This is a genomic window from Phenylobacterium sp. (assembly GCF_041920015.1).
Taxonomy (GTDB): Bacteria; Pseudomonadota; Alphaproteobacteria; order Caulobacterales; family Caulobacteraceae; genus Phenylobacterium.
Genome location: NZ_JAYRST010000099.1, coordinates 1 through 10,712 on the forward strand (window position 1 = coordinate 1; position 10,712 = coordinate 10,712).

General features: G+C 69.8%; 11 protein-coding genes. 9 read left to right on the forward strand and 2 right to left on the reverse strand.

Annotated elements, in window-relative coordinates:
- The 9 genes from ACE3TL_RS15250 to ACE3TL_RS15290 form a co-directional block, all read left to right on the forward strand.
- On the forward strand, positions 1-374 hold a 374-nt coding region (locus ACE3TL_RS15250; protein WP_374579528.1), incomplete at its 5' end, for a S1 RNA-binding domain-containing protein.
- A gap of 245 nt (positions 375-619) precedes the next feature.
- Complete coding sequence (locus ACE3TL_RS15255; RefSeq protein WP_374534218.1) at positions 620-901, forward strand: integration host factor subunit beta; 282 nt, start codon at positions 620-622, stop codon at positions 899-901.
- 80 nt (positions 902-981) lie between these two features.
- Complete coding sequence (gene mscL, locus ACE3TL_RS15260; RefSeq protein WP_374579529.1) at positions 982-1,386, forward strand: large-conductance mechanosensitive channel protein MscL; 405 nt, start codon at positions 982-984, stop codon at positions 1,384-1,386.
- Between the two features lie 41 nt (positions 1,387-1,427).
- Positions 1,428-2,072 carry a phosphoribosylanthranilate isomerase gene (locus ACE3TL_RS15265; RefSeq protein ID WP_374579530.1) on the forward strand — a complete coding sequence of 215 codons (645 nt, stop codon included), beginning with the start codon at positions 1,428-1,430 and terminating at the stop codon, positions 2,070-2,072.
- A gap of 13 nt (positions 2,073-2,085) precedes the next feature.
- Positions 2,086-3,306, forward strand: coding sequence for a tryptophan synthase subunit beta (gene trpB / locus ACE3TL_RS15270; RefSeq protein WP_374579531.1), 1,221 nt, complete (start codon positions 2,086-2,088; stop codon positions 3,304-3,306).
- Between the two features lie 29 nt (positions 3,307-3,335).
- On the forward strand, positions 3,336-3,458 hold the full coding sequence (locus ACE3TL_RS15275; protein WP_374579532.1) for a hypothetical protein: 123 nt from the start codon (positions 3,336-3,338) through the stop codon (positions 3,456-3,458).
- Positions 3,455-4,288, forward strand: coding sequence for a tryptophan synthase subunit alpha (gene trpA / locus ACE3TL_RS15280; RefSeq protein ID WP_374579533.1), 834 nt, complete (start codon positions 3,455-3,457; stop codon positions 4,286-4,288). Before ACE3TL_RS15275 ends, trpA begins: the two co-directional genes overlap by 4 nt.
- A gap of 8 nt (positions 4,289-4,296) precedes the next feature.
- Positions 4,297-5,226, forward strand: coding sequence for an acetyl-CoA carboxylase, carboxyltransferase subunit beta (gene accD, locus ACE3TL_RS15285; RefSeq protein WP_374579534.1), 930 nt, complete (start codon positions 4,297-4,299; stop codon positions 5,224-5,226).
- 130 nt (positions 5,227-5,356) lie between these two features.
- Positions 5,357-6,676 carry a folylpolyglutamate synthase/dihydrofolate synthase family protein gene (locus ACE3TL_RS15290; RefSeq protein WP_374579535.1) on the forward strand — a complete coding sequence of 440 codons (1,320 nt, stop codon included), beginning with the start codon at positions 5,357-5,359 and terminating at the stop codon, positions 6,674-6,676.
- Between the two features lie 107 nt (positions 6,677-6,783).
- Here ACE3TL_RS15290 and trxA read toward each other — a convergent pair whose 3' ends face one another.
- Together trxA and addA are read right to left on the reverse strand one after the other, a co-directional pair.
- Complete coding sequence (gene trxA, locus ACE3TL_RS15295) at positions 6,784-7,107, reverse strand: thioredoxin (protein WP_374534226.1); 324 nt, start codon at positions 7,105-7,107, stop codon at positions 6,784-6,786.
- Positions 7,108-7,188: 81 nt separating this feature from the next.
- Positions 7,189-10,659, reverse strand: a complete 3,471-nt coding sequence (gene addA, locus ACE3TL_RS15300) for a double-strand break repair helicase AddA (RefSeq protein WP_374579536.1) — start codon at positions 10,657-10,659, stop codon at positions 7,189-7,191.
- Between the last annotated feature and the right edge of the window lie 53 nt (positions 10,660-10,712).

Consider the following 10,712-nt stretch of genomic DNA (forward strand, 5'->3'; position numbering starts at 1 on the left):
TGGCCGGCGATCCGATGGAAGGCGACACCTACCGTCGCGGCCAGACCGTCACCGTCACGGTGACCGAGGTCACGACCGGCGGCATCGAGGTCAAGTTCGGCGACGACGACGCCCCGATGACGGCCTTTATCCGCAAGTCCGACCTGTCGCGCGACCGCGCCGACCAGCGTCCGGAACGCTTCGCCGTGGGCGACCGCGTCGATGCGCAGGTGACCCAGATCGACAAGGCGGCGCGTCGCGTCTCGCTGTCGATCAAGTCGCTGGAAATGGCCGAAGAGAAGGAAGCCATCGAGCAGTTCGGCTCGTCGGACTCCGGCGCTTCGCTGGGCGACATCCTCGGCGCGGCCCTTCGCGAGAAGGCCGGCAAGGACTAAGCCTCACGGCCAAGGCCTGAAGCTGACGGCGGATCGGGAAACCGGTCCGCCGTTTTCTTTTGCGCGCCGTTCGGCGGGGCGGGCGGCCGTCAACCTTCTTTGCGCCTTGAACATCCAGCCGGACTCGACCATGGTCCCGCTCGCTTCCGACGAAACCGGCAGGGCGCGCCGGTTCGGCGAAGGTGTTGCTTCTGGTTGAACGCCTATGAGCCGTCTCCCCGCGGCTCGGGGACACGGAAATAGGCATGATCAAGTCGGAACTCATCGCCCGTCTGGCGGAGGAAAACCCGCATCTGACCCAACGCGACATCGAGCGTGTGGTCGGCGTGATCCTCGAACGCATGATCCAGGCCCTGGAACAGGACGGCCGGGTCGAACTGCGCGGTTTCGGGGCGCTGTCGGTCCGCTCGCGCGACGCCCGCGCCGGCCGCAACCCGCGCACTGGCGAGGCGGTCGAGGTGCGCGCCAAGCACGTGCCCTTCTTCAAGAGCGGCAAGGAACTGCGCGAGCGGTTGAACGCCGACTGAAGAGCCGCCCTGGCTTTCCAGTTGACCGGAGGGAACGGCTAGGTCGATCCTGGCGGCCCTTCAGCTTTCGACGGTGAGCCATGAGCATCTTCTCCGAGTTCCGCGAATTCATCGCCCGCGGCAATGTCATCGACCTGGCCGTCGGCGTGATCATCGGCGGGGCGTTCAACAAGATCGTCGACAGCCTGGTCAATCAGGTGGTGATGCCGCCGATCGGCCTGGCCCTGGGCGGGATCGACTTCTCCAAGCTGCAGTTCGTGCTCAAGCCCGACGATCCGGCGACCGCGGCCAGCGAACTGGTCGCCATTCAGTATGGCGCCTTCATCAACACCCTGATCCAGTTCCTGATCGTCGCCTGGGTGATCTTCATGCTGGTCAAGGGCGTGAACGCCATGCGCCGCGCGCAACCGGCCGAGCCTGAGGCCCCGACCCCCAGCGAAGCGCTGCTGACCGAAATCCGGGACCTTCTGAAGACCAAGCCCTGAACGGGGTTGGCATGGCGCGCGCCAGGGCCTAACTCCGGGCCATGAGCGTGCGCGCCAAGATCTGCGGACTGTCGACGCCCGAGGCGGTGACGGCGGCTCTCGACGGGGATGCGGCCTTCCTGGGCTTCGTGTTCTTCGGCAAGAGCCCCCGCAACATCGCCCCGGAGGCGGCCGCGCAACTGGCCCCGCCGGCGCGGGCGCGGAACGTGAAGATCGTCGCCCTGGCGGTCGACCCCAGCGACGCCGAGGTCGACGCCATCGCCCGGGGCCTGTCGCCCGACCTGATCCAGCTCCACGGCAAGGAGACTCCCAGCCGCGCGCGCGAGGTGGCCCAGCGCTCGGGGTGCGGGGTCATCAAGGTGCTGCCGGTCTCGGAACGGTCGGACATCGACGCCGCGGGCGCCTACGAACCCGTGGTCGAACACCTGATGTTCGACGCCAAGCCGCCGAAGGACGCCGACCGCCCCGGCGGCCTGGGCGAACCCTTCGACTGGACGCTGCTGGAAGGGCGCAGGTTCGCCCGGCCCTGGCTGCTGGCCGGGGGGCTCGATCCCTGGAACGTCAGCGAAGCCGTCCGGCGGTCCGGCGCGCCGATCGTGGACGTTTCCTCTGGCGTGGAACGCGGTCCCGGACTAAAGGACCCGGCCTTGATCACGGCGTTTCTCGACGCTGTCCGCCGCGCTTGAAGTTGCAGAATCCGTGAACGCTCCAGCCAAACCGAACGACTACACCGCCTATCCGGACGCCGCCGGCCGCTTCGGCGACTATGGCGGCCGCTACGTGCCCGAAACCCTGATGCCGCTGGTCCACGAGCTGGACGCGGCCTATGCGGCGGCCAAGGCCGATCCGGCGTTCCAGGCCGAGCTGCGCAGCTTCCTGACCCACTATGTCGGCCGCCCCAGCCCGCTCTATTTCGCCGAGCGGCTCACCGCCCATTACGGCGGGGCGAAAATCTATCTGAAGCGCGAGGAGCTGAACCACACCGGTTCGCACAAGATCAACAACTGCATGGGCCAGATCCTGCTGGCCATGCGGATGGGCAAGACCCGGATCATCGCCGAGACCGGGGCCGGCCAGCATGGCGTGGCGACCGCGACGGTCTGCGCCCGCTTCGGCCTGCCTTGCGTGGTCTATATGGGCGCCGTCGATGTGGAGCGGCAAAAGCCCAACGTCTTTCGGATGAACCTGCTGGGCGCCCAGGTCGAGGCGGTGACCGCTGGCTCGGCGACCCTCAAGGACGCCATGAACGAGGCCCTGCGCGACTGGGTCACCAACGTCCACGACACCTATTACCTGATCGGCACCGCGGCGGGCATGCACCCCTATCCGGCGATGGTCCGCGATTTCCAGGCGGTGATCGGCGCCGAGGTCAAGCAGCAGATCCTGGAGATGGAAGGCCGCCTGCCCGACGCGGTGGTCGCCTGCGTCGGCGGCGGCTCGAACGCCATCGGCCTGTTCCACCCGTTCCTCAACGACGAGGGCGTGCGCATCTACGGCGTCGAGGCGGCGGGCGAGGGCATGTCCACCGGCCGCCACGCCGCGGCGATCAACGGCGGTCGCCCCGGCGTGCTGCATGGCAACATGACCTATCTGCTGCAGGACGACGAAGGCCAGATCACCGAGGCGCATTCGATCTCGGCCGGCCTCGACTATCCGGGCATCGGGCCGGAGCATTCGTGGCTGCACGACGTCGGCCGCGCCACCTACCTGACCTGCACCGACCAGGAGGCGCTGGACGCCTTCAAGCTGCTGGCCGAGCTGGAGGGCATCCTGCCGGCCATCGAATCCTCCCACGCCCTGGCGCGCCTGCCCGATGTGGTGAAGGAGGTCGGCAAGGACGGGATCGTGGTGCTGAACCTGTCGGGCCGCGGCGACAAGGACGTGGCGACCGTGGCCGCCCACCTGGGGCGCACGATTTGAGCCTGCCGCGGACGCCTCGCAAGCCCCGCTTGAAGTACGCCTTGCAGCTCATCGCGGCGGTGGCGCTGCTGGTCGGCGCGGGCCTGGCCACTGGGGTCGTCAAAGTGAAGGTCGAGCCCGACGGTCCGACCGTGCACAGGGTTTCCCAATGACCAAAGCTCGTATCGACGCCCGCTTCGCCAGCCTGAAGGCTGAGGGCCGGGCCGCCTTCGTCGCCTATGTGATGGCCGGTGATCCCGACTTCGACACGGCGCTGGAGATTCTGAAGGGTTTGCCGGCCGCCGGCGCCGACCTGATCGAGGTGGGCTTTCCGTTCTCCGACCCCATGGCCGAGGGGCCGCCGATCCAGCGCGCCGCCCAGCGGGCCCTGGCGAACGGCATGACGCTTCGCAAGACGCTGGCGGCGGTGGCCGAGTTCCGCAAGGGCGATCAGACGACGCCGATCATCATGATGGGCTACGCCAATCCGTTGGTGCACCATGGCTTCGAGGCTTTCGCCCGCGACGCGGCGGCGGCCGGCGTAGACGGTCTGATCTGCGTCGACATCCCGCCTGAGGAGGCCGAGCCCCTGGCCGACGCCCTGGACGCCAGCGAACTGTCGCTGATCCGGCTGGCCACGCCGACCACCGACGACAAGCGCCTGCCGGTGGTGGTCGCCCGCACCTCGGGCTTCGTCTACTATGTCTCGGTCGCCGGAGTGACCGGGGTGAAAGAGGCCGACGCTGCGGCCGTCGCCCCGCATGTGGAGCGGGTGCGCGCCGCCTCGGGCTTGCCGGTCGCCGTCGGTTTCGGCATCCGGACGCCCGAACGGGCCGCGGCGATCGCCAGGGTCGCGGACGCGGCGGTGGTCGGCTCGGCCCTGGTCGAAGAGGTCGCCGCGGGCTTGGCCGCGAACGAATCTGTGACCGCGCGGGTTCTTTCCAAAGTGGATTCCCTGGCTAAGGCTGTGCGCTCCGCGCGAGTCGAAGGCCGCCCGGTTTAGAAATCCGAATGGCGATGGCTGAACAGCGAAACGACAAACCCGGCAAGGGTCCGCAGGGACCGAAGGAACGGCGCGGCTGGCTCTCGCGCATCGCGCCCGGCGTGCGCAACCTGGTCGCCAAACGCGAGACGCCGGAGAACCTCTGGGTGAAGTGCCCGGACACCGGCGAGATGATCTATCGCTCGGACCTGGAGGCGGCGCTGTGGGTCACGCCGTCCGGCCACCACATGCGGATCGGCGCCGAGCAGCGCCTGCGCTACACCTTCGATGGCGGCCAGTACGAGAAGATCGAGCCGCCCAAGGGCGTGGTCGACGACCCGCTGAAGTTCCCCGACACCAAGCCCTACATGGACAAGCTCAAGGCCGCCCGTAAGGCGAGCGGCGCGCAGGACGCGATGAGCTCGGGCTATGGGACCATCGAGGGCGTGCCCTGCGTCGTCTCGGTCCAGGACTTCAGCTTCATGGGCGGTTCGCTCGGCGTCGGCGTCGGCGAGGCCTTCATCAAGGCCGCGCAGGAAGCCATCCGGCGCGAGGCGCCCTTCGTGATCTTCACCGCCGCGGGCGGCGCACGGATGCAGGAAGGGGCGCTCGCCCTGATGCAGATGGCCCGCACCACCCTGGCGCTGAACGAGGTCAAGGCCGCGGGCCTGCCTTATATCGTGGTGCTGACCGATCCCACCACCGGCGGGGTGACGGCCTCCTACGCGATGCTCGGCGACATCCACCTGGCCGAGCCGAACGCCATGGTCGCCTTTGCTGGCCGCCGGGTGATCGAGCAGACCATCCGCGAGGTGCTGCCGCCCGGCTTCCAGCGCGCCGAGTTCCTGGTCGAGCGCGGCCAGATCGACCGGGTGGTCAGCCGCGCCGAAATGCGCGAAGTGCTGGCCTCGATCCTCAAGACCCTGATGATGGGGCGTAATCGTTCGAAAGCCGCTTAAGACTTGCCATTGCGCCCCCTCTGGGGGACCTGTCAGCAAAGCTGACTGAGGGGAACTTCGACCTCTCCGACGGCTGCACCCCCCTCCACCATTACGTGGTCCCCCTCCTGCCGAGGGGGCGGAATTAGAGATGTATGATCCCATCCGTGCGTCGGACGAGGCGATCCTGCGGTTGCGGGCGCATCATCCGTCTCTGATCGACCTGACGACCGGCCGCGTCGAGCGGCTGCTGGCGGCGCTGGATCATCCCGAACGGCGGCTGCCGCCGGTGATCCATGTGGCCGGCACCAACGGCAAGGGATCGACCGTCGCCTATCTGCGCGCCATCGCCGAGGCGGCGGGGATGAAGGTCCACGCGCTGACCTCGCCGCATCTGGTGCGCTTCGCCGAGCGGATCCGGGTGGCCGGGACGCTGATCACCGATGCGCGCATGGACGAGCTGATCGACAAGGTCGAGGCGGCCAACGCCGGCCAGCCGATCAGCTTCTTCGAGATCACGACGGTCCTGGCCATCCAGGCCTTCGCCGAGACCCCGGCCGACCTCTGCATCATCGAGGTCGGGCTGGGCGGGCGGTTCGACGCCACCAACATCTTCGAGGCGCCGGCGGTCAGCGTCATCACGCCGGTCGACTACGACCATCTGGAGATGCTCGGGCCCGAACTTTCCAAGATCGCCTGGGAGAAGGCCGGGATCATCAAGGCCGGCCGCCCGGCGGTGGTCGCCCGCCAGATGGAGGAGGGCGAGGCGGTGATCCTGGAGGAGGCCGCCAAGCTCGGTGCGCCCGTCACCCTGATGGGCCGCGACTTCGACGCCTGGGAAGAGCGTGGGCGGCTGCTGGTGCAGATGGAGGAGCGCCTCTACGACCTGCCCGCGCCCAGCCTGTTCGGCGGCTACCAGTTCGCCAACGCCGGCTTGGCGGTGGCCGCGGCCCTGGCGCTCGGCGACCCACGCATCGACGAGGCGGCGCTGGCGAAGGGCGTCTCCAGCGCGGTGTGGCCAGCGCGGTTCCAGCGCCTGACCGAGGGGCCGATGGCGCGGCTGGCGGCCGAGCGGGGCGCCGATCTCTGGCTCGACGGGGGGCATAATCCCCATGCCGGCCGGGCCCTGGCCGAGGCGGCCGGGCGGCTGACGGCGCGCGACCCGCGGCCGCTGGTGCTGATCGCCGCCATGTTCGCCCGCAAGGACGCGCTCGGTTTCTTCCAGCCGTTCGGCGCGCTGAAGCCGCAGGTGCTGGCCACCACCTTCGATTCCCCCAATGCGGCCCCGGCCGAGGAGCTGGCGCGCGCGGCGAGGGAGGCGGGGCTGACGGTCGACGTGGTGGCCGATGTCGAGGAGGGGGTGCGCCGGGCGCTCGCCCAGCCTGGACCGGCCCCGCACATCCTGGTCTGCGGCGGACTGCACTTCGCCGGCGAAGTCCTGGCCATGAGCCCGGAAACCTGGCCGACCTGATCATATAGGAAAGATGCTCTCCCGCCGGGGGAGCTGTCGGCGAACGCCTATGGCGTTGGCGCGATTTTCCTCCCCCACTCCGCAGGGGAGGAAAAGAAGGCTGGGTCTTAGATGCCGGCCTCGTTGAGCCATTCGACGATCTTCTGCTTGGGCATGGCGCCGACCTTCATGGAGGCCATCTGGCCGCCCTTGAACAGCATCATGGTCGGGATGCCGCGCACGCCGTAGCGCGAGGGGGTCGTCGGGCTGTCCTCGATGTTCAGCTTGGCCACGGTGACCTGTTCGCCCAGTTCGGAGGCGATCTGCTCCAGGGCGGGTGCGATCTGCTTGCAGGGGCCGCACCACTCGGCCCAGAAGTCCACCAGCACAGGCTTGGAGGCCTGCAGAACGTCTTTGTCGAAGGACTCGTCGGTGACCGTCACGGTGCTCATGAAAAGCTCCTTATAGCCCGGCCTGGAAAACGCTTGGCCGCGGCTCTCGATCCGCCGATGTAGGCGGGGCGGGCGCCGGTATCAACCTTCACGGTGCAGGTCGGCAAGGGTCCGGCGCCACAGGTTTTCTGGAACCGCCATCAGCTTCGGGCCATCGGTCCACACCAGGGCGGGTTCGATCCGGCGACCCTCGAACACATCCTCCAGCACCGCCGCATAGATCGCCATCTGACGCAGATAGGCGGGGTCGGCGTCCTCGATGCGGCCCGGCGAGGGGCGGTTGGTCTTGAAATCTGCAACCAGCACGCGGTCTTGCAGCACCACCAGCCGGTCGATGCGGCCGGAGATGGCCAGGCCCGGCGGCAGGCCGCGGGCCGTGCCGGCGATGGAGACCTCGGCGCGGCTGCCCGGCCCGAACACCTCGGAAAAGCGCGGATCGTTCAGCACGCCGAGCGCCGCGGCGGTCATCTCGGCGCGCTGGTCGTCGGTCAGATCACGTTCGCGCGAGAGTACGCGGCGCGCCGCGTCGGCTCGCTCCGGCGGCGCCAGATCGGGCAGGATCTGCAATAGGCGGTGGATCAGATCGCCGCGGCGGAACCGGCCAAGGCCCGCCACCTTGACCAGCGGCGAGGTCGCCGGCGCGGTGGCGTCGTCGCCGAGCTGGGAGGGCGAGGCGTAGCGGGCGAAGGCCTCGGCGGGCGGAGCGACCTCAGTCCAGGCCGGCAGGATCGTGACCGCCTGAGTTGGCGCCTGCGCCGCGCCCAGGGCCTGGGGATCGGCGCCGTAGCGGACGAACTCGCGGCCGCCTTCGCGCACGATGCGCCGCTCGCTTGCGAGGCTGGAGTGGTCGAAGGCGGCGACCACCGCGCCCCACCAGCCCTTGATGTTCTCCTCCTTGGCGGTGGCCGCGACGCGGCCGCAGATCACCAGCCGGTCGCGGGCGCGGGTCAGGGCGACGTAGAGCAGGCGGGCGGCCTCGTCCTCCTCCTTCTTCACACGCCATTCGCGGGCCTCCAGCGAGGCGGCGCAATCGCTGGCCTTTGAGGCGCTCCAGAGAAAGCCTCCGGCCGGGGTCGGCATCAGGGGCGAGCCGCGGGCGGTGCGCGAGAGCGTGGTCTCGGGCAGGAAGACGATCGGCGCCTCCAGTCCCTTGGCGCCGTGGGCGGTCATCACCCGCACCTCGTCGCGGCCGGCCTCCATCTCACGCTTGACGGTGATGTCGAGGCTGGAGAGCGTGGCGGCGAGGCTTTCGAGGTCGTGGACGCCGCGGCCTTCGGCGGCCAGCACCTGGGCCAGGAACTCGTCCAGGGCGTCCTGCGCTTCGGCCCCCAGCCGCTCCATCAGCCGGCGGCGCATCGAGCGTCCTTCCCCGTCGCGAAGGGCCAGCAGACGCGAATAGAACTCGAACGGCCGCAGGGCGCGATTTGCGAGCACCCAGTCGGCGAAGCCCGCGGCGGCGCTCCAGACCGCGCGCTCGCCTCTGCGCCGCTGCAACAGGCCGGCGAGATTGGCGCCGCCCCGGCCGTGCGCCAGGGCGTAGAGGTCGTCGTCGGACAGGTTGCAGAACGGGCTGCGCAGCAGGGCCGCCAGGGTCAGTTCGTCGGCCGGGAACTGGGCGAAGCGGGCCACCGCCAGCAGGTCGTCGAAGACGATGTGCTCGCTGAGCGCCAGGCGGTCGGCGCCGGCCACCGGGATCTTCCGATGCTTGAGCGCGCGCAGGATCTCCTCGAACAGCGCCTTGCGGCGGCGGACGAGGATCAGCACGTCGCCGGCCGTCGCCGGGCGCAGGGCGCCGGTTTCCTTGTCGAGCACGCCATCGCCGCGTGCGACCAGGGCGGCGATCTCGTCGGCGATCCGACCGGCCAGCCGCTTATTGGCGCTGGCCTCGCCTTCCTCGTCCAAGGGCGCATCCCAGGCGTCGCGGACGTCGCTCTTCTCCTCGCGCTCCAGCGGCCAGAGGTCGACGCAGCCGGCGTCGGTCCGCACCGCCTCGTGGACCACGGCCGCAGCCTCGGCGCGCGGCAGGATGGCGGCGGCCAGTTCCGGCGGGGCGAAGGCGGCGTCGACGAAGGCCAGCACCTGCGGCGTCGAGCGCCAGGAGGTCAGGAGATCGACCCGCTCGAAGCGCAGGCCGGCCCCGGTGGCGCGATCGCGGTGGAATTCGAATTCCTGGATCAGCAGTTCGGGCCGCGCGCCCTGGAACGAGTAGATCGACTGCTTCTCGTCGCCGACCACGAACATGTTGCGCTCCAGCGGCCGGTCGGTCGGCTTGCCGGCCCCGGAGAAGAACTCCTCGGTCAGGGCGCGGACGATCTCCCACTGCTCGGGGGCGGTGTCCTGGGCTTCGTCGACCAGGATGTGGTCGATCCCGCCGTCCAGCTTGTAGAGCACCCAGGCGGCCATCGGGCGCGAGGCGACGAGGTCGCGGGTCTTCTCGATTAGGTCGGTGAAGTCGAGGGCGCCGGAGGCCGACTTCTCGATGGCGTAGGCGGCCAGATAGGCGTGGGCGAGGATCAGGGCGCCCTGGGTGTCCTGCGCCACGCGCGCGGCGCGGCGGCGCTCGCGGGCGATCTCCAGCCGGTCCTGCTCGTCCAGCAGGAAGAAGCGGAGGTCCTCGCGGGCCTTGAGGCCGGAGGTCTTGGCGACCCAGGCGGCCGGCGCGCCCTCGCCCTTCTCGGTGAAGAGGGCGGCGAGGCAGTCGTCCAGCTCCGCGCCGGGTGCGAGGGCGACGGCCAGCTTGGCGGAATTGGTCACGTCGGCCTTGCCGCCCTGGGCCAGGATCTCGACGCAGTCCTGCCAGGCCCGGCGATCCATCTCCGCCATGGCGGCCGCCTCGAGGGTCTCGGGGGCCTCACGCGTTTCGAACCCGCAGACGCGCCAGACATCGGCGACCGCGCCCTCCAGCCCGCCATGGCGGGCGAGATAGGCGCCGAGCCCTCCGCGCTGGGCCTCGAAGCTCGCGAACATGGCCTGGAAGCTCTGGAAGTCGAGGGCGACCGAGAAACGGGCATAGGCCTCGGCCACCAGCCCCTCGCCGCGCAGGGCGTGGCGTGCGACCGCCTTTCGCGCCGCGTCGGCCACCGCGGCGCTGGCCGAATCGTCCATCACCCGGAAGCCGGGCGAGACGCCGGCCTCCAGCGGAAAGCGCCGCAGCAGCTTTTCGCAGAAGGCGTGGATGGTCTGGATCTTCAGGCCGCCTGGCGTCTCCAGCGCGCTGGCGAAAAGGGCGCGGGCCTTGGAGAGGCCGATCGCGTCGTAATAGCCGGCCTCGCGGCCTTCCAGGTGGCCAAGCTCCTCGGCCAGGGTCGCGTCGTCGTGCACCGACCACTTGCCGAGCAGCTCGTAGAGCCGCCGCTGCATCTCGGCGGCCGCGGCCTTGGTGTAGGTCACGCACAGGATGGTCTCGGGCCGAGCCCCGGCCAGCAACAGGCGCGCGACCCGGTCGATCAGGGTCTTGGTCTTGCCTGAGCCGGCGTTGGCGGTGACGAAGGCCGAGAGGCGCGGGTCGGCGGCGCGGCGCTGCGGCTGGCCGGCGGCGAGGATGTCGCTCATTCGCCGTCCTCCTCGCCGCTGGTCGACCACTCGAAGACGCGGGCCAGATGGTC

Coding starts and splice junctions, on each gene's coding strand:
- ACE3TL_RS15255 (WP_374534218.1), top strand. CDS start 620: ATGATCAAGTCGGAACTCATCGCCCGTCTGGCGGAGGAAAACCCGCAT.
- mscL (WP_374579529.1), top strand. CDS start 982: ATGAGCATCTTCTCCGAGTTCCGCGAATTCATCGCCCGCGGCAATGTC.
- ACE3TL_RS15265 (WP_374579530.1), top strand. CDS start 1,428: ATGAGCGTGCGCGCCAAGATCTGCGGACTGTCGACGCCCGAGGCGGTG.
- trpA (WP_374579533.1), top strand. CDS start 3,455: ATGACCAAAGCTCGTATCGACGCCCGCTTCGCCAGCCTGAAGGCTGAG.
- accD (WP_374579534.1), top strand. CDS start 4,297: ATGGCGATGGCTGAACAGCGAAACGACAAACCCGGCAAGGGTCCGCAG.
- ACE3TL_RS15290 (WP_374579535.1), top strand. CDS start 5,357: ATGTATGATCCCATCCGTGCGTCGGACGAGGCGATCCTGCGGTTGCGG.
- trxA (WP_374534226.1), bottom strand. CDS start 7,107: ATGAGCACCGTGACGGTCACCGACGAGTCCTTCGACAAAGACGTTCTG.
- addA (WP_374579536.1), bottom strand. CDS start 10,659: ATGAGCGACATCCTCGCCGCCGGCCAGCCGCAGCGCCGCGCCGCCGAC.